We start from the raw sequence: 20,749 nt of genomic DNA on the forward strand, positions 1-20,749 counted from the left end.
ACACCGGCCGCGCCCCCGCCCCGCAGCCGCGTCACCTCACGACTTCCGCCCAGACCACCTTGCCGGTGTCCGTCCACCGCACCCCCCACCGGGTGGTGAGCCTGTGCACGATGTGCAGGCCACGACCGCCGTCGTCGAGGAGGCCGCCCCGGCCCAGACGTGGCCTGCCGTTGCCGGTGTCGCCCACCTCGCACAGCAGGCCGTGACCGGTCCTGATCAGCCGTACCGTGACGGGACCGGCGGCGAAGCGCACCGCGTTCGTGACCAGCTCACTGACCAGCAGCAGCACATTGTCCCGGGTGTCGTCCCTGGTGCGCCATTGCCGCAGCAGCGCGGAGACCTGTGCGCGGGCCCGGGCGGGGGCGTCGTCGCGGGCGGGCAGCCGCCAGGTCGCGGTGTCCCCCTTGCGGTAGCCGATCATCCGCGCGAGCAGCAGGGTCACATCGTCGCGCTGGCGCACGGGCGCCACCGCGGAGACGACGCGCCGTGCGGCCTGCTGCAGGGCGTCCCAGGGGTGCACCTCGGACACGGCGTCCGCCAGCCTGCCGATGCCCTCGTCGATCGACACGGCCGGGTCCTCCACCAGGCCGTCGGTGTAGAGGGCGAGCAAGGAGCCCGGGGGTGCGCCGAACGTGTGCACGCCGAAGGGCTCCCGCAGCGCGAACTCGGCGCCCAGGCCGGGATGAGGGCGGACCGCGAGCGGGCCCGCGTGCCCGTCCGGGGACACCAGGATCGGGGGGATGTGGCCGGCGCTGGACAGCGCCACATGGTGGCTGACCGGGTCGTAGAGGGCGATGCAGCAGGTCGACCCGAGGGCGCTGTAGCCGGCCGCCAGTCCGGAGTCCGCGTCGTCCAGCATCGACACGGTCTCGTCCAGGTGCTCCAGCACCTCGTCGGGCGCCAGCCCCGCGGACAGCAGCGCGCGGGCCTCCATGCTCAGCTGGCCCATGGTTGCCGCGGCTCCCAGGCCGTGCCCGACGACGTCACCGACCACCAGCGCGGTACGGCCGTCCGGCAGCGGAAAGCTGTTCACCCAGTCGCCGCCGACGCCCGCGCTGTCGGGCGTGGCGGGGTGGTAGACGCTGGCGATCTCGATGGTGTCGCCGCCGGTCCGGGGCAGCAGCCGGCGCTGCAACGCCAGCACCTGCGTGTGCTCGCGCTGGTGCTGACGGGCCAGGTCGACGTGATGGGCGGTCCTGGCCACCAGTTCCTGCAGGTCGAACAGCTCGCTGTCGCGGAAGGGGCAGTCCGCCCGCCGCCAGACCTCCGCCAGGCCCAGCACGACAGGCGGCGCGCCGTCCAGGACCAGCGGTATGCACGCCACACCCGCCGACCGGTCACCGGGCACCAGGGCCCGCATCACTCGCGGGCTGCCGAGGACCCGCTCGATCGCCTCCCGGTCGGGTATGACGATGACCTGCGGGGCGTCGTCCCGCCGTACCGCCTGTGCCAGCAGGCGACTAGCGTCGCTGGGAAGATCGTCGCCCGGAGTCACGTACCCCACGGGCCACGCCCTATCCGGCACCAGGGCCGCCCGCCGTAGCCGGATGCGCCCCTGTCCCTGCCGGGTGACTCCCTCGCCCGTCCACACGGCGAAGTCGAGGTCGACGGCGGCCACGTCTCCCCAAGCCAGCAGGGACTGCGCCAGCGACTGCGCGGTCTCGCCGATGTCCAGCGAGGTGCCGATCGCGGTCTCGGCGGCGTACAGGTGCAGCCTCCTGGCCATGGCGATCAGGGAGACGGTCAGGCCCTCCTGAGGCACCGCGGCGGGCAGGATGCTCAGCGAGACCACCAGCTCCGACCCGTCGCCGCGCCGCAGGCGCTGGATCCGGGCGACGTGCGCCTCACCGGTCTCCAGGACCTGCCGCAACCGCCGTGTGACCGTCGGTACGTCCCCGGGGGGCAGGAGATCGACGAAGGGGCTCCCGGCCACGGCGTCCAGGCCCGCGAACACGGGGGCGTCCAGATTGCAGCGGGTGATTCTCAGATCCCCGTCCAGGTTGACCACGCCGAGAATCTGATCCTGACGGCCGGCTGCCGGGTTGTCGGGTACGCGTGGGCGGGTGGTGCGGTCGCCCTGCGTGTCGGCAGGACCGGCGGCCGCTACCGCTCCGCCGCGCGGGATGTAGCGCCCCAGGGCGCTACTGACCAGGTCGAACGGCGAAGAGGACGAGGGAGAGGGTGTGGAGTCCATGGGGCTCTCTCGGCAATCCCCGGCGCAGCGCCGGGGCCGTACTCGGACCCGTGCGACGGGGCCCCGAGATCCCTGACCGCACACCTCATTGAATAACACCGGGGGTCGCTTCGCCCACACCGGCGAATCGCGCGGTGAACGCGGACAGAGGGGGGATGCCGCGGCCGATGGGGTCGTGCTCCCCTTGCCGGGGCCGTCGCCCGCCAGGAGCCCGAAGCGATGACCCCCGCAGCCCCTCCCCCCGCGTCCCAGGCGTCGCAGCTCCAGGGCTCGAAGGGGACCGTAGGTCCGGCGTCGACGGCGGGGAGCAGCGCGGCGACCTCGTGGTACGGCCGGAAGCCGTCCCCGCGGTCGTGACCGCCTCGGAACTACCCGAGGAACGACAGACGCACCTGACGGTCGGCATTGTCCTTATTGGTGTCCACCAGGCACACCGACTGCCATGTCCCCAGCTCCAGCCGCCCGCCGATCACCGGCAGCGTCGCGTGGGGCGGGACGATCGCGGGGAGGACGTGGTCGCGGCCGTGGCCGGGGCTTCCGTGGCGGTGCTGCCAGCGGTCGTCGGCGGGGAGCAGGGTGTGCAGGGCGGCCAGGAGGTCGTCGTCGCTGCCGGCGCCCGTCTCGATGATGGCGATGCCCGCGGTCGCGTGCGGGACGAACAGGTTCAGCAGGCCGTCGCGGCCGGCCGCCGCCTCGCCCAGGAAGGCCTCGCAGTCGCGGGTGAGGTCGACGACGCGCTCCCGGGAACCGGTGGCGACGTTCAGCACTCGGGTGGTGAAGGCATCTGACATGCCCCCATCCTGACCCATACGCCGGGTTTCACACCTCACCGACCGACCGACAGGCGATACTTGGGGTCCATTCCGCGAGACACCGTTGACCGTCTGCTCGCCGAGTGGCTACTTTCGGCCGCATGTTGCGTTCAGCCCTGCTCACCACGCGCGGTCACATCGACCTGCTGCGGGTGGCCTCCGCCGCGTGTCGCCGCGGCTGCTGACGCCCTTTTCCCGCTCTCTGCCTCACCTTCCGCCTGCGCCTAGCCTTGTCCGTCCGTCTGACCTGCTCATGACGTGACGGTGCCGAGGCGTATCGGTCGGCCCCCTCTTCCGCACCGGACGCTCTCCCCCCTCCGTGGAGCACCCATGAGCATCAGTCATGCCCCGCCCGGCCTCAGCAAATCCGACATTCCGGAAAGCTCCGGGGTCGCCGCACCCGACCTCCACCCCCTCGTCCCCGCATCCGCCGCCCGCCACACCCGCGTCCCCCGCTGGCTGCGCCGCACCACCGGCCCGTTGCTGCTGCTCGCCCTGTGGCAACTCCTCAGCAGCACCGGCGTGTTGACTTCGGACGTACTCGCCTCGCCCGGCCGGATCGCGCAGGTCGCCCGGGATCTGATCGCCGACGGGTCGCTGACCTCGGCGATGGGCACCTCGCTCCAGCGGGTCGCGGCCGGACTGCTGCTGGGCACCGCGATCGGTACCGGACTCGCCCTGGTGTCCGGGCTGTTCCGGATCGGCGAGGACCTCGTCGACGCGCCGGTGCAGATGCTGCGCACCGTGCCGTTCGTCGGTCTCATCCCGCTGTTCATCATCTGGTTCGGTATCGGCGAGGCCCCGAAGATCGCCATCATCACGCTCGGCGTGACCTTCCCGCTCTACCTCAACGTGTACGCCGGCATCCGCGGCGTCGACGCCCAACTGATCGAGGCCGGGGAGTCGCTCGGCCTGTCGCGGTGGGGGCTGGTGCGGCACGTCGTGCTGCCGGGCGCCCTGCCCGGGGCGCTGACCGGACTGCGCTACTCCCTGGGCATCTCCTGGCTCGCGCTGGTCTTCGCCGAGCAGGTCAACGCCGACTCCGGCATCGGCTTCCTGATGGTGCAGGCGCGGGACTTCCTGCGGACCGACGTGATCGTGGTCTGCCTGATCGTCTACGCCTTCCTCGGCCTGCTCGCCGACTTCGTCGTCCGCTCCCTCGAAAGGCTGCTGCTGCAATGGCGACCGACGTTCACCGGACGGTGAGCCCCGTGACCACCCCGTCAGCGGTACGTGTCGAGGGGCTGACCCGCTCCTTCGACGGCCGCGCGGTCATCGACGACCTCCATCTCGACATCCGCCCGGGCGAGTTCGTCGCCCTGCTCGGCCGCAGCGGCTGCGGCAAGTCCACTCTGCTGCGCATCCTCGCCGGGCTGGACCGCGAGATCGAGGGCACCGTACTGGTGCCGCGCCGCAGGGCGGTGGCGTTCCAGGCGCCCCGGCTGATGCCGTGGAAGCGGGTGTGGCGCAACGTACTGCTCGGCCTGCCCGGCAGGCCCGAACGTGCCGTCGCCGAACGGGCGTTGGACGAGGTCGGGCTCGGTCACCGGGTGGACGCCTGGCCGAAGACCCTGTCCGGCGGCGAGGCGCAGCGTGCCTCGCTCGCCCGGGCCCTGGTGCGCGAGCCCGATCTGCTGCTGCTGGACGAGCCGTTCGGCGCGCTCGACGCCCTCACCCGTATCAAGGCCCAGCGGCTGGTCGGGGAGTTGTGGCAGCGCCGCGGCTGCGCCGTCCTGCTGGTCACGCACGACGTCGAGGAGGCCGTGCTGCTCGCCGACCGCGTCCTGGTGATGGACGACGGCGTCATCGCGCACGAGCAGCGGATCGACCTCGACCGGCCGCGCGACATCACCGACCCCCGCTTCGCCGAACTGCGCGCCGGGCTCCTCGAACGGCTGGGTGTCGACACCGCCACCGAAGCCGCCTGAACTTCCCGTCCCCCACTCCACCTTTCGCAGTGCCCGTCTTTCGCAGTTCTCGTCTTTCGCAATCCCCGACATGAACGGAAACCCCATGCGACGCCCCCTCGTCCCCGCCGCACTGCTCCTCCCCCTCGCCCTGCTGCTCACCGCCTGCGGCGGGAACTCGGCCGCCAGCACCGGCTCCGGCGGCCGTACCGACGGCAAGGGCTCGCTCACCCTCAACGTCGGTGACCAGAAGGGCGGTTCGGAGGCGATCCTGCGCGCCGCCGGCGAGCTCGACAACCTCGACTACAAGATCAAGTGGTCCACGTTCACCTCCGGCCCGCCGCTGCTGGAGGCGGTCAACGCCAAGGCCGTTGATGTCGGCGGCGTCGGCAACACCCCGCCGGTCTTCGCGGCCGGCGCGGGCTCGAAGATCTCGGTGGTGGCGGCCTGGCACGGCACGTCCAAGGGCGACACCATCCTCGTACCGGAGAACTCCAAGCTGACCAGCCCCGCGCAGCTGAAGGGCAAGTCGATCGCGGTGGCGCAGGGCTCCTCCGCGAACTACCAGCTCGTCGCCTCCCTCAAGAAGGCGGGGCTGAGCCTGAGCGACGTGAAGGTGAAGTACCTCCAGCCGGCCGACGCGCTGGCCGCGTTCACCTCCGGCAAGGTGGACGCGTGGGCGGTGTGGGACCCGTACACCTCGCAGGTGCTCCAGGCCAAGCAGGGCCGGGTGCTCACCACCGGCGACGGCATCACCAACGGCCTTACCTTCCAGGTGGCGGCGCCCGCCGCGCTGAAGGATCCGAAGAAGGCCGCCGCCATCAAGGACTACCTGGCCCGACTGCGGCGGGCGCAGGTGTGGGTCTACACCCATCAGGAGGAGTGGGCCAAGGTCTGGTCGAAGGACACCGGACTGCCCTACGAGACGGCGCTGGCCTCGGTCAAGCGCACCAACGGCACCCGCGTCGCCGTCGCGGTCGACAAGCCGCTCGTCGCCTCCGAGCAGCAGATCGCCGACGCCTTCACCCAGTTGAAGCTGATCCCGCGCAAGGTCGACTTCAACGACTTCGTGGACGAGCGCTACAACGGCGACCTGCCCGCGTCGACCACCGCGCCCCGCCCCTCGAAGGGGCAGTGACATGACGGTACGGCTCCACTGGTTCCTGCCGACGGGCGGCGACGGCCGCACCCTCGTGGACCGGCACGCGTACGCCGCCAACGACACCTCGCGCCGGGTCAGCGGGGTACGCGCCCCCGACCTCGAGTACCTGGCCCAGATCGCCAAGGCGGCCGAGCAATTGGGCTTCGAGGCGGTGCTGACACCGACCGGTACCTGGTGCGAGGACGCCTGGCTGACCACGGTGGCGCTCGCCCAGCACACCCAACGGCTGAAGTTCCTGGTGGCGTTCCGGCCGGGGCTTGTCTCCCCGACGCTGGCCGCGCAGATGGCGGCCACCTACCAGCGGCTCACCCGCGGACGGCTGCTGCTCAACGTGGTCACCGGCGGCGACTCGGCCGAGCAGCGGCGCTTCGGCGACCGCCTCGACCACGACCGGCGCTACGCCCGCACCGACGAGTTCCTGTCGGTCGTCCGCGGGGTGTGGCGGGGAGAGCCGTACGACTTCCACGGCACCCACTACCAGGTCGACGGCGGACTGACCGCGCTGCCGCCGGACCCGCTGCCGCAGCTGTTCTTCGGGGGGTCCTCCGAGGCGGCCGGTCCGGTCGCGGCACGGCATGCCGATGTGTACCTGACCTGGGGCGAGCCTCCGGCACAGGTGAAGGGGAAGATCGACTGGATCCGGTCGCTGGCGGAGCGGGAGGGGCGCACGCTCCGGTTCGGGATCCGGGTGCACACCATCTCCCGGGACTCCTCCGCCGAGGCCTGGCGGACCGCGAACCGGCTGCTCGACGACCTCGACGCGGACACGGTCGCCGCCGCGCAGGCGGCGCTGGGCCGCAGTGAGTCGGTGGGGCAGCGGCGGATGCTCGCCCTGCACGGCGGCTCGCGCGACCGGCTGGAGATCCACCCCAACCTGTGGGCGGGTGTCGGCCTGGTCCGGGGCGGGGCGGGCACCGCGCTGGTCGGCAGCCATGCCGAGGTGGCCGACCGGATCGAGGAGTACCACGCGCTGGGCGTGGAGCACTTCGTGCTCTCCGGGTATCCGCACCTGGAGGAGGCCTACTGGTTCGGTGAGGGCGTGATCCCCGAGCTGGCGGCGCGCGGGCTGCTGGACCGCGCGGACACCGGGCGCGGGGCGCCGCTCCTGGTGGCGGGCGGACGCTGAGCGGGCGGGAAGATCCCCGGCCGGCGCGGTGTTCGCACAGACGTGAACAGCACACGTGAGGTCGAGGTGGTCGTTGCGGGCGCTGGACAGGCGGGTCTGTCCAGCGCCTATCACCTGCGGCGCACCGGCTTCGCGCCGGACCGCGACTTCGTGGTCCTCGACCACTCCCCCGCGCCGGGCGGCGCCTGGCAGTTCCGGTGGCCTTCGCTGACGTACGGCAAGGTGCACGGGATGCACGCGCTGCCGGGGATGGAACTGACGGACACCGATCCGGCCCGCCCGTCGGCCGAGGTCATCGGGGAGTACTTCGCCACCTATGAGCAGGCCTTCGACCTGCGGGTACGGCGGCCGGTCGACGTCCGTGCCGTGCGCGAGGGCGACGGCGGGCGGCTGCTGGTGGAGACCTCGGACGGTACGTGGTCGACGCGGGCGCTGATCAACGCCACCGGCACCTGGGACCGGCCGTTCTGGCCGCGCTACCGCGGTCAGGAGACCTTCCGGGGGCGGCAGTTGCACACCGCGCAGTACGCGGGGCCCGAGGAGTTCGCCGGGCAGCGGGTGGTCGTGGTGGGCGGGGGCGCGTCCGGCACCCAGCACCTGCTGGAGCTCGCCCCGTACGCGTCCGCCACCACCTGGGTCACCCGGCGCCCGCCCGTGTTCCGCGAGGGGCCGTTCAGTGAGGACGTGGGCCGCGCGGCGGTCGCGCTGGTGGAGGAGCGGGTGCGGCAGGGGCTGCCGCCCAGGAGCGTGGTCTCGGTCACGGGGCTGCCGCTCAACGACGCGATCCGGCAGGGGCTGCGGGACGGGGTGCTGGACCGGCTGCCGATGTTCGACCGGATCACCCCGGACGGGGTGGAGTGGAGCGACGGGCGGCGGGTGACCGCCGACGTCATCCTGTGGGCGACCGGGTTCCGGGCCGCCCTCGACCATCTCGCGCCGCTGCGGCTGCGCGAGCCGGGCGGCGGGATCCGGGTCGAGGGGACCCGCGCGGTCGCCGATCCACGCGTCCATCTCGTCGGGTACGGGCCGTCGGCGAGCACCGTCGGCGCCAACCGGGCGGGGCGCGCGGCCGTACGGGACATCAGGCGGCTGCCGGCCTCGCGGCCGCTCGCCGCGTGACGTCCCGCCGGCTCACCGCGGGGGCTGCGTGACCTGACCCGGTTGCGGGGGCTGCTGCGGGACCTGGCTCTGAGGCTGCGGGGGCTGCTGCGGGACCTGGCTCTGGGGCTGCGGCACGCCCGGGCTCCCGCTCGGCGGCTGCGGCCCCTTGCTCGCCTGCAGCGCGTTGAACTCGGCCACGTTGCGCTGGTGCTCGGCGTAGTCGGCGGTGAAGCGGGTGTCGCCGGGCTTGACCGTGACGAAGTACAGCCAGTCGCCCGGCGCCGGGTTGACCGCCGCGCGCATCGCGTCCTCGCCCGGGTTGTCGATCGGCGTGGGCGGCAGGCCCATGCGCTGGTAGGAGTTGTAGGGGCTCTCGATCCGGGTGTCCTCCGAGGTCGTCCGGACCGTGCGGCGGTTGAGGGCGTAGTTGATGGTGGAGTCCATCTGCAGCGGCATGCCGCGCTCCAGCCGGTTGAAGACGACCCGGGCCACCTTCGCCATGTCGGCCTTGGAGGAGGCCTCGGCCTGGATGATGCTCGCGATGGTGACCGCCTGGTAGACGTTCATCGCGTTGTGCTGGGCGCCGGCCGCGAGCGGCGCCCCGTTGAACCTCTGGTTGGCGGTGCCGACCATCGACCGCAGCACGGACTCCGGGGTCGCCTTCTCGTCGAGCGGGTACGTCGCCGGGTAGAGGTAGCCCTCCGGGTTGCCCTGGGCGTCGCTCGGCAGCTGCAGGGCGGCCTTGCCGATGGACTTCCGGGTGGTGCCGGCGGGCAGGGCGAGCGCCTTGTCGACGGCGTCGTAGACCTGGTTCGCGCGCCAACCCTCCGGGATCACCAGGGTCGCGGGCCGGGCGTCCCCGTCCTCCCCCAGGATCAGCAGCGGCACCGCCACGGCGGTGCCGGCCAGGACGGCGCCGGTCACGACGAGGGCGATACGGCCCCGTCGTGTCAGTCGGATCGTTCTCCGCGGCGGAGTGTTCGTCAGCATGCGGGCACGGTAACCCGCATATCACTCCAAACCGGGTAAATCAGCCTATACCACTGCGCATCTTCATCTTGTCGGTTCCAGTTGCGCGTCCCGGCGGACCAGGGCCGCGTACCGCCCGTCCAGCTCCAGCAGTTCCTCGTGCGTCCCCCGCTCGGCCACCCGCCCGGATTCCAGGACCACGATCTGGTCGGCGTCCCGGACGGTGGACAGACGGTGCGCGATGGTGAGCGTCGTCCGGTTGGCCGACAGGGCGTCGATGGCCTCCTGGACGGCGGCCTCCGTACGGGTGTCCAGGGCGCTGGTCGCCTCGTCGAGGATGAGGACCGGAGGGTCGCGCAGGATGGTGCGGGCGATGGCCAGACGCTGCTTCTCGCCGCCGGAGAAGCGGTGGCCGCGTTCGCCGACGACCGTGTCGTAGCCGTCGGGCAGCGCCGCGATGTGGTCGTGGATCTGGGCCGCCCTGGCCGCCTCGTGCAGTTCCTCGTCGGTGGCGTCCGGCTTGGCGAAGCGGAGGTTGTCGGCGACCGAGGCGTGGAAGAGGTACGTCTCCTGGGAGACGACGCCGACCGCGCGGGCCAGGGTGTCGAAGTCCAGGTCGCGGACGTCGACGCCGTCCAGGGTCACCCGGCCGCCGGTGACGTCGTACAGCCGGGGCACCAGATAGCCGAGCGAGGACTTGCCCGCGCCGGTCGGGCCGACGATCGCCAGGCTGCTCCCGGCCGGGACGGTGACGTCGATGCCGGCGAGGACCGGGCGGACCGCGGTGTCGGTGCCGTCCGTGCCGTCGGGGTTGTCGTATCGGAACTCGACGTCCGCGAAACGGACCTCGCCCTTCACGCGGTCGAGGTGGACCGCATCCTCCCGCTCGGTGATGTCGATGGGCAGGTCGAGGTACTCGAAGATGCGCTGGAAGAGCGCGAGCGAGGTCTGGATCTGCACCCCGGTCGACAGCAGGCTGACGGCCGGGCGGAACAGGCCCTGCTGAAGCGAGACGAAGGCCACGATCGTGCCGAGCGAGGTCCGCGGGCCGCCCATCTGGAGGGCCGTCCCGGCGGTCCAGTAGATGACGGCGGGCATGGCGGCCATGACGATGGTGATGACGGCCATCCGCCAGCGGCCGGCCATGCTGGACCTCACCTCCAGGTCGACCAGCCGCTCGGACTCCTCCGCGAAGGAGGCCGTCAGCGACTCGGCCCGGCCCATGGTGCGGCCGAGCAGGATGCCGCTGACGGAGAGCGACTCGGTGACCGTGGCGGCCATCGCGGCCATCTGCTTCTGGCGCTGGGTGGTGATCTTCCTGCGTTCGTTGCCGACCCGGCGGCTGATCCACACGAACACCGGCAGCAACAGCAGTGAGACGACGGTCAGCCGCCAGTCGAGCGCGACCATCGCGACGATCGTGGCGACCACGCTGGTGAGGTTGGAGACCAGGGAGGTGGCGGTGGAGGTGACGGTGGCCTGCATGCCGCCGATGTCGTTGGCGATGCGCGACTGCACCTCGCCGGTGCGGGTGCGGGTGAAGAAGGCCAACGACATGCGCTGCAGGCGGCCGTAGACGGCGGTGCGCAGGTCGTGCATGACGCGCTGGCCGACCGTCGTGGAGATCAGCGTCTGCAGGACGCCGAAGACGCTGGTGAGGACGGCGCTGAGGATCATGCCGAGCGCGAGCAGGCTCAACAGGCCGGTGCGGCCCTCGGGGATCGCGACGTCCAGGGTCTCCTTGAGGAGGAACGGCGTGGCCACCGAGACCAGGGACGCGGCGCCGACCAGCAGGCCGACGATCGCGAGCCGGCCGCGGTAGGGGCGGAAGAGCCTCAGGATGCGGCGCACCTGCCGGGGCTGTTCCTTGGCGTCGGCAGGCGGTGTCCAGGAGGTTTCACGGTCGGGATGCATGGGCTCCTACGGTGGTGAGCGGGTGTCGGCACGGGTCGGCCGACGATGACTGACGGATCGTAGCTCATTGTTACCTATACTCACAATGAACTACATCCTGATATTGTTCCCGCATGACCACCCCCGACCCCGAGGGCCTGCTCGCCGAGCAGTTGCTGCGGCTCACCCGCCGGGTGCACCGCATCCAGAAGCGCCACCTGGAACAGCGCGACCTGGGTATCACCCCGGCCCAGTCCCGGCTGCTGCGCACCCTCGCGCACTACGGCTCACCGCCGCGCATGGCCGACCTCGCCGAGCGCCTGGAGGTGGTGCCGCGCGCGGTGACCACCCTGGTCGACGGACTGGAGGCGAGCGGCAGGGTGCGCCGGGCGCCGGACCCGACGAACCGGCGGGTGACCCGGATCGAGCTGACGGACGAGGGGCGCAAGGCGCTGGGGGAACTGCGCGGCGCGCGCCGGGCGGCGGCGAAGGAGATCCTCGCGCCGCTCACGGACGAACAGCGCGAGGTGCTCGGCGGGCTGCTGGACAGCCTGATCGACGGGGATACCGCCAAGCGCTGCTGAACCTCTCGCGGCAGCACGCCGGTGACAAGGCAGCGGCTCCCCCTCCGTGCCGCCGGAGGGGGAGCCGCTGTGCGTCCGGGGCGGGTCAGCCTGCCTCGGGGGACGGTTGTCCGGCGGACTGGGCGGGCTGGGCGGGAATCTGCGCCAGGGAGGGCTCCCGGGCCTCCGGGACGGCTGCCTCCACAGCGCCCGCATCCGGTACGACGGCGATCTCGCCGTCCAGCACCTTCTTCGCCCGCTCGGCGTCCAGCGCACCCTCCCAGCGGGACACCGCGAAGACGGCGACGCAGTTGCCGAGCAGGTTGGTGGTGACGCGCATCGAGTCCATGATGCGGTCCACGCCGAGCAGCAGGGCGACGGCTCCGGCCGGAATGACACCGAGGGAGCTCGCGGTCGCGGACAGCGCGAGGAAGGCCGAACCGGGTACGCCCGCCATGCCCTTGCTGGTCAGCATCAGCACCGCGACGACCGTGATCTGCTGGCCGAGGCTCAGGTCGACGCCCACCGCCTGGGCGATGAACAGGGTGCCGATGGAGAGGTAGATGGAGGCGCCGTCGAGGTTGAAGGAGTAGCCGGTGGGCAGCACGAGGCCCACGGCGTCGTCCCGGCAGCCCGCCTGCCGCAGCTTCTGCATCATGCGCGGCATCACGGACTCACTGGAGGCGGTGCCCAGCGCCAGCAGCAGTTCCTCGCGGGTGTAGCGCACGAACTTCCACAGGCTCAGCCCGCTCACCATCCTGAGCGCCACGGCGAGCAGGACGAGGAACAGCGCGGCGACGGCGTAGCACAGGACGATGAGCTTGCCGTAGGTCCTGATCATGCCGAGGCCGTACTGGCCCACGAGATGGACCATCGCGCCGAACACGGCGAGCGGGGCGAGCCGCATGACGAAGCCGACGACGGCGAAGACGACCTCCTGGGCCTGCTCGATCGCGGGCAGCACCTTGGGCACCCTGGTGTGGCCGAGGTGCAGCAGCGCGGCTCCCACCAGGCAGGCCAGTACGAGGACTTGGAGCAGGGCGTTGTCGGCGAAGGCCCCGACGAAACTGGTGGGCAGGGCGTTGAGGACGAACTCCGTGGTCGACGGCAGCACGCCGCCCTGGGTCTGCTGGTCGAGGGCCGAGGCGTCGAGCTTGGAGGCGTCGATGTGCATGCCGGAGCCGGGCCCGACGAGGTTGGCGGCGAGCACGCCGAGGAGCAGCGCTGCCGTGGACGCGACCTCGAACCAGATCAGGGCCTTGAGCCCGATCCGCCCGAAGGCCTTCAGATCACCGGCCTTGGCGATGCCGAGGACCACCACGCAGAACACCAGCGGTGAGATGACCGCCTTGATCAGGCGCACGAAACCGTCGCCGAGCGGCTGGAAAGCCGTGGCCGAGTCCGGCCACAGCTTTCCGACGACGATGCCGAGCACGAGTGCGCAGGCGACCTGCGCGAAGAGGGAGGTACGCAGGATGCGTGCGACGCGTCGCGGCAGGGACGGTACGGACTGCGGCACGGACACTCCTAGGGGGACGTTCACATCCGGAAGCCGCGCAGGACTTCCGCGATGCGGAAAATTGATTCCGTAATCATTCACTCTGGGGGGTTCAGGGAACCCCTGCGAGACCCCCGTGTTGCGCACGTGTAAATCCGTCCCGAGCGACGCATCGCCTGTCTCCCTCAGCGGCAGCGGCTGTTGTCCTCGGTGATCACCCCCTGCACCGTCGTCAGCGAACGGTCGTGGCAGCCGGCCGAGCCGTACAGCCGGTAGCGCTCGCTCGTCGTACCGACCGCGTGACGCTGGTCGCGGGGCACGTTGAGGGTGTAGGCGGCGTCGCCGGTGTAGGTGTCGTCGAGCCTCGACCACGCGGTGCGCCGGCCCGCGCGCGTCTCGACGACCGCCGCCCGGTCTCCCAGTGTGAGGACGGTGCGCAGCCGGTCGTCGGCACCGATGGTCGTGGTGCCGTTCATCGTGTACATCCGGTGGGTGCGCGTCGTCCGCGCGGGTCCGCGTCCGTCGACCGTGACCGACTCGTCGTCCGTCCAGGTGGCGTCGAGGCCGTCGGTCGTCTCACCGTCGGTCCACCGATGGGCCGAGGTGGTGGCGAGTGTCCGCCTGACGGTGGTCGTCACGCGGCCGTGCGAGGTGTCGAGGTATCCGGCCACGGTCAGCCGGTGACCGGCCCGGGTGTCCACGCGGTGCTCCGAACCGGGTGTGTAGGTCGCGGAGTCGGTGAGGTCCCCGGCCTTGTGCACGGTGAGTCCGCCGGTGACGTGTGCCCGTCCCGCGTCCTGCCAGACCAGGACGTTCACGCCGGTGCTCCAGCCGGTCTGTCCTTCGGGGACGCCGAGCACGGAGACCTCGACGCGGTGCGGACGGCCGTCGTTGAGGATCCCCGCGTAGGGGGTCAGGTCGTACTCGATCGGCGTCACGTCGAAGGCGCGCGGGCCCGGGACGACGTACCAGAGGAAGGGGTTGGACCAGCCGCCGGTCCATACGTTCGGGAACGGCGCGGCGATGCCGGCCAGTTGGCCGTCGACCTTGACCTGCACCTCGCGGTAGGGCCCGTCGGCGGCCTTGCAGGAGTAGGGGGCCGGGTCGGGTGCGGCCAGGTACCAGAACTCCTCGCAGCCGCCGCCGGATCCGGTGGCGTACACCTCGGCGACGAGGCGTTCGCTGTTGCGCGGGGTGGTGAGGGTCGTGCCGGCGGCCGTGTCGGTGGGGGTGAGGACGCGGTCTGGGGTGTCCGGCGCGGGGCGGCCCGCATAGAAGGTCAGGGTGACCTTGACGTCGATGACGCCGGTGTAGGTGTCGTCGACGACGTTCCCGATGAGCATCTCGACGTCCTGTGTGTCGCGGAAGGTGGCGCTGTAGCGGGTGACGTCCTTCTCCACCGACCACGCGATGCCGTCGGGGGACGGCTCCGGCGTCGACGTGCGCAGCACCTCGACGCCGCCCACGTGGAGCCGGCCGAGCCGGTCGAACTGGCGGCCCTTCACCTTGCCGTCCAGACGCAGCACGACCTTGCTCCAGCGGTCGCCGCACCCCCGCGGGGGCGTGTAGGTGCCCTTGTACGGAGTGAAGTCCCGGAACTGCGCCTCGGCGAGGGTCACTTGGCAGGACTTGGTGTGCGGCCTGGTGACGGGCGGGGCGGCGGTCACCGGGTCGTGCCAGTCGGAGCCGAACTCGGCGGGGACGTCGGCGGAGTGGGCGGGAGCCGCCCCCAGGAGCGTGCTCGCCAGAAGGGTCGCCCCTGCGAGCATGGACATGACTATCCGGCTTCTCATGGCCGGTGTTCTACGGGGAGTCGGGTCTCCCCGCAACGGCGCCTCGGCGGATCAGGCTCTCAGATCCGCCCTGTCCCCCATGACGATGACAGGGTGCCGGTCCGGGTCAAGGGTGCGCAGCAGGTACTCCATGGCCTCCTTCGAGACACTCACACAGGCCGACGTGCCGCTGCCGTGGTCCATGTGCAGCCAGATCCCACCGCCCTTCTCCTGGCCCTCGGGCCGGGTCGGGTCGTTCGGCGGGGTGCCCCTGACGCGGTTGTAGTCGATGGCGATGACGTAGTCGAAGTCGTGCCAGTGCGACTCGTCCCACGCGCGGGGAGCCGCGAACGACTCGTCCCGCGTGTACGGCAGCCGGGCGCCCGGGTCCCCGAGCACGCCGCCGGCGTCGGAGAGCGTGTACACCCCGACCGGGCTGCGCTGGTCACCCATCTGGTGGTCGGTGGTCCAGCCCTTCTTGCCGTTGTGCGCCGGCCAACCGCGGGTGCGCTCCCAGGCGCTGCCGTGCCTGGTGTACAGCACCAGCGTGGAGTCGGCCGAGTCCTTGCCGCGGCCGTAGACGGCCACCAGCTGGCCGGAGTCGGCGGGAATCCGCCCGTGCAGCCGGTCGCCGACGCCCGGGACGCGGGTCGGGTCGGAGGTGGCGGAACGGCTCTGCCCGGACCGGCCGGTGGCCCCGGGACCGCCGACGGTCCGGGAACCGTCCGCTCCCGTCGAGCCGCACGCGGACAGGGCCGTCAGGAAGGTTCCGAGGGCCGCCACCGCGACCGTCTTCCGCCGCACGCCGTTCATCCGCACCGGGCCATCGTGGCACCCCCCACCGACCCGGCGCGCGATGTTCCGGACATCACACCCGAGCCGGTGAACAACGGACCGGGAGAAGGCTCGCCACGGCACAGCCGGATCTGTACGCCCCCGGGGAAAACCGCTTGCTATTGACCACGGTGCGACGCGAACCTTTCACGGTTTGCTGCCGCCTCCCCTCCCTGACACGAGCCACTGGGACGTCATACGTCATGCAGATCCAAGACCTTCCGTATCCCGACCCGGGCGTGCCCGACACGCGTTCGGGCCCCAGATTCCTGTGGTGGCTGTGGCGGAACCAACTGGGCGGGCAGATCAAGTCGCTGGCCTGGGGCCTGCTGCACTTCGTCTCCGTCTCCGCGCTGCCCTTCTGCGTCGGACTCGCCGTCCAGGCCGTCATCGACCGCTCCGGCACCCGGCTCGCCCTGACGGGTGCGCTGATGCTGGCGTGCGGTACGGGTATCGCCGTCGGCGACACCTTCCTGCACCGGGCCGCCATCACCAACTGGATCACGGCGGCCGCCCGCGTCCAGCAGCTGCTGGCCCGCAAGGCCGCCCAACTGGGCTCGGCACTGACCCGGCGGGTCGCGGCCGGCGAGGTGGTGGCCGTCTCGACGGGCGACGTGGAGAAGGTCGGCTGGTTCGTCGAGGCCGTCTCGCGCTTCACGGCCGCCGCGCTGGCGGTGGTCGTGGTCTGCGTCGGCCTCCTCGTGTACCAGCCGGCCCTCGGCGTGATCGTCGCGGTGGGCCTGCCCGTGGTGGCGCTCGCCGTGCTGCCGCTGCTGCCCCGGGCGACCCGGCGCGCCGACGTCCAGCGCGAGAAGGCGGGCCGGGCCACCGAACTCGCCTCGGACACCGTCGCCGGGCTGCGCGTACTGCGCGGCATCGGCGGCGAGGAACTCTTCCTCGACCGCTACCGCAGCGCCTCCCAGGAGGTACGGCGCGCGGCCGTGCGCAGCGCCCGGATGTGGTCCCTGATCGCCGCGATCCAGGTACTGCTGCCCGGGCTGCTGCTCATCGCGGTGGTCTGGCACGGTGTCCACCTGGCCCGCCAGGGCCGGATCAGCGTCGGCGAACTGGTCACCGCCTACAGCTCGGTGATGATCCTCGCCTATCCGCTGCGGCACTTCGAGGAGATCGCCATGGCGTACTCCTTCTCGCGCCCGTCGGCCAAACGGGCCGCCGGCGTGCTGTCCCTGGAGCGCGGCACGGACGCCGGGGGCTCGCGCGCGGCCGAGACGCCGGGCGGCGACCTGTACGACCCGGCCACCGGACTGCTCGCGCCCTCCGGCCGGTTGACCGCCGTGGTCTGCGGCGACCCCGACGCGGCAGGGCGGCTCGCGGAACGGCTGGGCGGACACCCCGCCGAACCGGGTCCGGCGGTACTGCTCGGCGGAGTGCCGCTGGACGAGCTGCCCCTGGACAGCGCCCGCACCGCCGTCCTGGTGCAGGACAAGGACCCGGTGCTGCTGTCCGGTTCGCTGCGCGAGCTGCTCGACGTGCCCGCGTCCGGCGCGGTCCGGGCGGAGGAGGCGCTGGGCGCCGCCCAGTGCGGGGACGTCCTGGACGCCCTCGTCCAGGGATCGCTGGACGCCGCCGACCCGATGGACGCCCGCATCACCGAGCGCGGCCGCTCCTTGTCGGGCGGCCAGCGCCAGCGGCTCGCCCTGGCCCGGTCCCTGATCACCGACCCCGAGGTGCTGGTCCTGGACGAGCCGACCTCCGCCGTCGACTCCCACACGGAGGCGCGGATCGCGGAGGGGGTACGGCAGCTGCGGACCGGCCGCACGACGGTGGTGTTCACCTCCTCGCCACTGCTCCTGGACCGCGCGGACCGGGTCGTCCTCGTGCACGACGGCGAGGTCGTGGCGGTCGGTGTGCACCGCGACCTGGTGCACACCGAGCCCCGGTACCGGGCGGTCGTGACCCGTGAGACCGACGACGAGGCCGCCGTGCCGGTGGCCCTGGATGCAGACGACGAGACCGCCCCGCGGGGCGCGCTGGAAGAGATCGAGGAGAGCGCATGATCGGCGTCGCGCCCCCGGCGTACGACCCGGCGGCCCCGACGACGGCCACCACCCTGCCCGTCGGTGCCGCCGGGACGGTACGCGCCTATGTGGCCGAGCTGTTCCGCCGGCATCGCCGTGCCTTCCTGGCCCTGATCGCCGTCAACACCGCCGCCGTGGTGGCCTCCATGGCGGGCCCCTACCTGCTGGGCGGCCTCGTGGAGCGGGTGTCCGACGAGGCACGCGAACTCCATCTGGGCCTGACCGCCGGGCTGTTCCTGCTCGCGCTGGTCGTGCAGGCCGTGTTCGTACGCGAAGTACGCCTGCGCGGCGCGATGCTCGGCGAGCGGATGCTGGCCGACCTGCGCGAGGACTTCCTCATCCGGTCGGTCGGGCTGCCGCCCGGCGTCCTGGAGCGGGCCGGTACCGGCGACCTGCTGTCGCGCATCACCACGGACATCGACCGGCTCGCCAACGCCATGCGCGAGGCGGTGCCGCAGCTGGCGATCGGTGTGGTGTGGGTCGGGCTGCTGCTCGGCGGGCTCGTGGTCACCGCGCCGCCGCTGGCGGCCGCCGTGCTGCTCGCCCTGCCGCTGCTGGTGGCGGGCTGCCGCTGGTACTTCAAGCGGGCGCCCTCCGGCTACCGCTCCGAGGCCGCCGGATACGCCGCCGTGGCCGCCGCGCTCGCCGAGACCGTGGACGCCGGCCGTACCGTCGAGGCCCACCGCCTCGGCGACCGCCGCATCGCCCTGTCGGAGCGCCGGATCAAGGAGTGGACGGCCTGGGAGCGCTACACCCTCTGGCTGCGGTCCGTGCTCTTCCCGGTGATCAACGCCACCCATGTGACGGTCCTCGGTTCGGTCCTCATGGTCGGCGGGGTCTTCGTGCTGCACGGCTGGATCGGGGTGGGTCAGCTCACCACGGGCGCGCTCATCGCGCAGATGCTCGTCGACCCGGTCAACCTGATCCTGCGCTGGTACGACGAGGTGCAGGTCGCCCAGGTGTCGCTGGCCCGCCTGGTCGGCGTGCGCGACATCGAGCCGGACGCGGGTGACGCCTCGCTGGCCCCCGACGGACGGGACGTGCACGCCGACCGGGTGCACTTCGGCTACCGCGAGGGCGTCGACGTCCTGCGCCAGGTGTCGCTGGAGGTCGAGCCCGGCACCCGGCTGGCCCTCGTCGGGCCCTCGGGGGCGGGCAAGTCCACGCTGGGCAGGCTGCTCGCCGGTATCTACGCGCCCCGGGACGGCCGGATCACGCTGGGCGGTGCCGAACTCTCCCGGATGCCCGCCGAGCGCGTCCGCTCGCACGTCGCCCTCGTCAACCAGGAACACCACGTGTTCGTGGGCTCCCTGCGCGACAACCTTCTGCTGGCCCGCACCGACGCCACCGATACCGAGCTGTGGACGGCGCTGGTCGCGGTCGACGCCGACGGGTGGGCGCGGGCGCTGGAGGACGGCCTGGACAGCGAGGTCGGCTCGGGCGGGCTGACGCTCACCCCGGCCCAGGCCCAGCAGATCGCGCTGGCCCGGCTGGTGCTGGCCGACCCGCACACCCTGGTCCTGGACGAGGCGACCTCGCTCCTCGACCCGCGCGCGGCACGCCACCTCGAACGCTCCCTGGCCCGCGTCCTGGACGGCCGCACGGTGGTCGCCATCGCCCACCGTCTGCACACCGCGCACGACGCGGACGTGATCGCCGTGGTGGAGAACGGCCGCATCAGCGAGCTGGGCAGCCACGACCAGCTGGTCGCGGCGGACGGCGCGTACGCGGCGCTGTGGCGGTCCTGGCACGGGTGAGCGGAGGGCTCCCGGGCCGGCCGGCGGAGCGAGCCTCGGCGGGCGGCGCGTGCGGTGCGCGCCCCCGGCCGCGGGCCCGCCGGTCGGGGTCCGCGGGCCGGGGCGGGCCCGCTTCCACGCAGGCCAGGCCCCGTGCCGTTGCGCGGGGCCGAACAGGGGTGGAAGGCTGGAAACCGGCACCGGCTCGGGGAACGCCCGGCAAGCATCCGGTTCGCGCCGGGTGACGCCTGTGCCCCGCACCCCGGCGGTCCGCCGCCGACCGCGGTGGGGACGGGCCCTGCCCAGCACCTGGAGGTATCCGTGGACAGCGCCGACGGATGGGGAGACGACGTCTACCAGCCCGATGCATCCGAGATCCAGGACGACGCGGGCCTGCTCGACGCGGAGGACACGCTCGTCGACGACGGTGTCGACGACCCCCTCGACCGCGGCTGGTCCCCTCCCGAGCGGCCGTGGGCGGTGGAGCACGCGGGCGTGACGGCGGCCGAGCGCCAGCAGGGCGAGACCCTGGACGAGCGCCTCGCCGAGGAGCTGCCCGACCTCGTCGCCCCCGACGGCGACGGCATCGGCGACTGCCAGGGCACTGACGGCGAACCTCTGGACAACGAGGTCGGCGACCTGCGCTCCGGCCGCCTGGTGGCCCCGGACGAAGGGGCCCACGAGGACGAGGAGAGCGCCCTCGTCGCCACCGACGTCGGTATCGACGGCGCCGCCGCCTCCGCCGAGGAGGCCGCGGTGCACATCGTGGACGAGGACACCTCCTACGGCTGACGCCCACGCCGCCTGCCCGCCCACCGCCCCACGCCAGGAGCCGCCATGCAGCAGGACAAGCACCCCGACTACCACTCCGTCGTCTTCCGCGACCGCGCCGCCGGATACGCCTTCCTGACCCGGTCCACCGCGACCAGCGACCAGACCATCGAGTGGGACGACGGAGAGACGTACCCCGTCGTCGACGTGGAGATCTCCTCGGAGAGCCACCCCTTCTACACCGGCAAGGCCCGCACAGTCGACACCGAGGGGCGCATCGCGCGCTTCGAGCGCCGCTACGGCGGGGCGGACTCCGGCGGGGGCGCCTCCCCCGGGCCCGCCTCCGGTGGGGGCGGCGAGACGGCCTGAGCC

Annotated in this window: 18 protein-coding genes; 11 read left to right on the top strand and 7 right to left on the bottom strand. The window is 72.3% G+C overall.

All coding sequences use genetic code 11. The features are described 5' to 3' along the window. Positions 1–31: 31 nt before the first annotated feature. Positions 32–2,194, bottom strand: a complete 2,163-nt coding sequence (locus tag ACZ7L0_RS22810) for an ATP-binding SpoIIE family protein phosphatase (RefSeq protein WP_471244348.1) — start codon at positions 2,192–2,194, stop codon at positions 32–34. Positions 2,195–2,562: 368 nt separating this feature from the next. After that, the gene (locus ACZ7L0_RS22815; RefSeq protein ID WP_471244349.1) at positions 2,563–2,985 is read right to left on the bottom strand and encodes a secondary thiamine-phosphate synthase enzyme YjbQ; all 423 of its coding nucleotides are present in this window, start codon (positions 2,983–2,985) and stop codon (positions 2,563–2,565) included. A 122-nt stretch (positions 2,986–3,107) separates the two neighbouring features. Between ACZ7L0_RS22815 and ACZ7L0_RS22820 the strand changes: the two genes are divergently transcribed. The 6 genes from ACZ7L0_RS22820 to ACZ7L0_RS22845 all read left to right on the top strand — a co-directional run bounded on the left by ACZ7L0_RS22820 (position 3,108) and on the right by ACZ7L0_RS22845 (position 8,320). Further along, positions 3,108–3,191, top strand: a complete 84-nt coding sequence (locus ACZ7L0_RS22820; RefSeq protein WP_349817350.1) for a putative leader peptide — start codon at positions 3,108–3,110, stop codon at positions 3,189–3,191. 145 nt (positions 3,192–3,336) lie between these two features. Continuing rightward, the gene (locus ACZ7L0_RS22825) at positions 3,337–4,212 is read left to right on the top strand and encodes an ABC transporter permease (RefSeq protein WP_471244350.1); all 876 of its coding nucleotides are present in this window, start codon (positions 3,337–3,339) and stop codon (positions 4,210–4,212) included. Beyond that, complete coding sequence (locus ACZ7L0_RS22830; RefSeq protein WP_471244351.1) at positions 4,185–4,934, top strand: ABC transporter ATP-binding protein; 750 nt, start codon at positions 4,185–4,187, stop codon at positions 4,932–4,934. Before ACZ7L0_RS22825 ends, ACZ7L0_RS22830 begins: the two co-directional genes overlap by 28 nt. 85 nt (positions 4,935–5,019) lie before the next feature. Beyond that, positions 5,020–6,051 (top strand): ABC transporter substrate-binding protein, encoded by a 1,032-nt coding sequence (locus ACZ7L0_RS22835; RefSeq protein ID WP_471244352.1) that lies wholly within the window; start codon positions 5,020–5,022, stop codon positions 6,049–6,051. A 1-nt stretch (position 6,052) separates the two neighbouring features. Further along, entirely contained in the window at positions 6,053–7,201 is a 1,149-nt protein-coding gene (locus ACZ7L0_RS22840; RefSeq protein WP_471244353.1) for an LLM class flavin-dependent oxidoreductase, read from the top strand. Positions 7,202–7,243: 42 nt separating this feature from the next. Further along, complete coding sequence (locus ACZ7L0_RS22845; RefSeq protein ID WP_471244354.1) at positions 7,244–8,320, top strand: NAD(P)-binding domain-containing protein; 1,077 nt, start codon at positions 7,244–7,246, stop codon at positions 8,318–8,320. Positions 8,321–8,332: 12 nt separating this feature from the next. Here the strand turns inward: ACZ7L0_RS22845 and mltG are convergent, their stop codons facing one another. Together mltG and ACZ7L0_RS22855 are read right to left on the bottom strand one after the other, a co-directional pair. Further along, complete coding sequence (gene mltG / locus ACZ7L0_RS22850) at positions 8,333–9,292, bottom strand: endolytic transglycosylase MltG (protein WP_471244355.1); 960 nt, start codon at positions 9,290–9,292, stop codon at positions 8,333–8,335. Between the two features lie 63 nt (positions 9,293–9,355). Further along, complete coding sequence (locus tag ACZ7L0_RS22855) at positions 9,356–11,185, bottom strand: ABC transporter ATP-binding protein (protein ID WP_471244356.1); 1,830 nt, start codon at positions 11,183–11,185, stop codon at positions 9,356–9,358. A 113-nt stretch (positions 11,186–11,298) separates the two neighbouring features. Between ACZ7L0_RS22855 and ACZ7L0_RS22860 the strand changes: the two genes are divergently transcribed. After that, positions 11,299–11,748: a MarR family winged helix-turn-helix transcriptional regulator gene (locus tag ACZ7L0_RS22860; protein ID WP_471244357.1), complete on the top strand. Its 450-nt coding sequence runs from the start codon at positions 11,299–11,301 to the stop codon at positions 11,746–11,748. A gap of 85 nt (positions 11,749–11,833) precedes the next feature. On the opposite strand, the gene ACZ7L0_RS22865 is transcribed toward ACZ7L0_RS22860, so the two are convergent. The 3 genes from ACZ7L0_RS22865 to ACZ7L0_RS22875 all read right to left on the bottom strand — a co-directional run bounded on the left by ACZ7L0_RS22865 (position 11,834) and on the right by ACZ7L0_RS22875 (position 15,816). After that, a complete protein-coding gene (locus ACZ7L0_RS22865; protein ID WP_471244358.1) occupies positions 11,834–13,246 on the bottom strand; it encodes a cation:dicarboxylate symporter family transporter in 1,413 nt (470 codons plus the stop codon). A 164-nt stretch (positions 13,247–13,410) separates the two neighbouring features. Further along, positions 13,411–15,018: a peptide-N4-asparagine amidase gene (locus tag ACZ7L0_RS22870; protein WP_471244359.1), complete on the bottom strand. Its 1,608-nt coding sequence runs from the start codon at positions 15,016–15,018 to the stop codon at positions 13,411–13,413. Between the two features lie 51 nt (positions 15,019–15,069). After that, the gene (locus ACZ7L0_RS22875) at positions 15,070–15,816 is read right to left on the bottom strand and encodes a L,D-transpeptidase family protein (protein WP_471244360.1); all 747 of its coding nucleotides are present in this window, start codon (positions 15,814–15,816) and stop codon (positions 15,070–15,072) included. Positions 15,817–16,034: 218 nt separating this feature from the next. On the opposite strand from ACZ7L0_RS22875, the gene ACZ7L0_RS22880 reads away from it, so the two are divergent. The 4 genes from ACZ7L0_RS22880 (at position 16,035) to ACZ7L0_RS22895 (ending at position 20,746) form a co-directional block, all read left to right on the top strand. Then, positions 16,035–17,849 carry an ABC transporter ATP-binding protein gene (locus ACZ7L0_RS22880; protein WP_471244361.1) on the top strand — a complete coding sequence of 605 codons (1,815 nt, stop codon included), beginning with the start codon at positions 16,035–16,037 and terminating at the stop codon, positions 17,847–17,849. Beyond that, complete coding sequence (locus tag ACZ7L0_RS22885; RefSeq protein WP_471244362.1) at positions 17,846–19,627, top strand: ABC transporter ATP-binding protein; 1,782 nt, start codon at positions 17,846–17,848, stop codon at positions 19,625–19,627. The genes ACZ7L0_RS22880 and ACZ7L0_RS22885 overlap by 4 nt, the downstream gene beginning before the upstream one ends. A gap of 300 nt (positions 19,628–19,927) precedes the next feature. Then, positions 19,928–20,398, top strand: coding sequence for a DUF5709 domain-containing protein (locus tag ACZ7L0_RS22890; RefSeq protein ID WP_471244363.1), 471 nt, complete (start codon positions 19,928–19,930; stop codon positions 20,396–20,398). A gap of 45 nt (positions 20,399–20,443) precedes the next feature. Then, a complete protein-coding gene (locus ACZ7L0_RS22895; protein ID WP_471244364.1) occupies positions 20,444–20,746 on the top strand; it encodes a type B 50S ribosomal protein L31 in 303 nt (100 codons plus the stop codon). Positions 20,747–20,749: the final 3 nt, after the last annotated feature.

It is taken from the genome of Streptomyces sp. NPDC039424, assembly GCF_055639495.1.

Bases quoted from the DNA above. Each gene is read 5' to 3' on its own strand.
- ACZ7L0_RS22835 (WP_471244352.1), top strand. From the start codon at position 5,020: ATGCGACGCCCCCTCGTCCCCGCCGCACTGCTCCTCCCCCTCGCCCTG.
- ACZ7L0_RS22870 (WP_471244359.1), bottom strand. From the start codon at position 15,018: ATGAGAAGCCGGATAGTCATGTCCATGCTCGCAGGGGCGACCCTTCTG.
- ACZ7L0_RS22855 (WP_471244356.1), bottom strand. From the start codon at position 11,185: ATGCATCCCGACCGTGAAACCTCCTGGACACCGCCTGCCGACGCCAAG.
- ACZ7L0_RS22820 (WP_349817350.1), top strand. From the start codon at position 3,108: ATGTTGCGTTCAGCCCTGCTCACCACGCGCGGTCACATCGACCTGCTG.
- ACZ7L0_RS22830 (WP_471244351.1), top strand. From the start codon at position 4,185: ATGGCGACCGACGTTCACCGGACGGTGAGCCCCGTGACCACCCCGTCA.
- ACZ7L0_RS22895 (WP_471244364.1), top strand. From the start codon at position 20,444: ATGCAGCAGGACAAGCACCCCGACTACCACTCCGTCGTCTTCCGCGAC.
- ACZ7L0_RS22840 (WP_471244353.1), top strand. From the start codon at position 6,053: ATGACGGTACGGCTCCACTGGTTCCTGCCGACGGGCGGCGACGGCCGC.
- ACZ7L0_RS22825 (WP_471244350.1), top strand. From the start codon at position 3,337: ATGAGCATCAGTCATGCCCCGCCCGGCCTCAGCAAATCCGACATTCCG.
- ACZ7L0_RS22810 (WP_471244348.1), bottom strand. From the start codon at position 2,194: ATGGACTCCACACCCTCTCCCTCGTCCTCTTCGCCGTTCGACCTGGTC.
- mltG (WP_471244355.1), bottom strand. From the start codon at position 9,292: ATGCTGACGAACACTCCGCCGCGGAGAACGATCCGACTGACACGACGG.
- ACZ7L0_RS22860 (WP_471244357.1), top strand. From the start codon at position 11,299: ATGACCACCCCCGACCCCGAGGGCCTGCTCGCCGAGCAGTTGCTGCGG.
- ACZ7L0_RS22815 (WP_471244349.1), bottom strand. From the start codon at position 2,985: ATGTCAGATGCCTTCACCACCCGAGTGCTGAACGTCGCCACCGGTTCC.
- ACZ7L0_RS22880 (WP_471244361.1), top strand. From the start codon at position 16,035: ATGCAGATCCAAGACCTTCCGTATCCCGACCCGGGCGTGCCCGACACG.
- ACZ7L0_RS22885 (WP_471244362.1), top strand. From the start codon at position 17,846: ATGATCGGCGTCGCGCCCCCGGCGTACGACCCGGCGGCCCCGACGACG.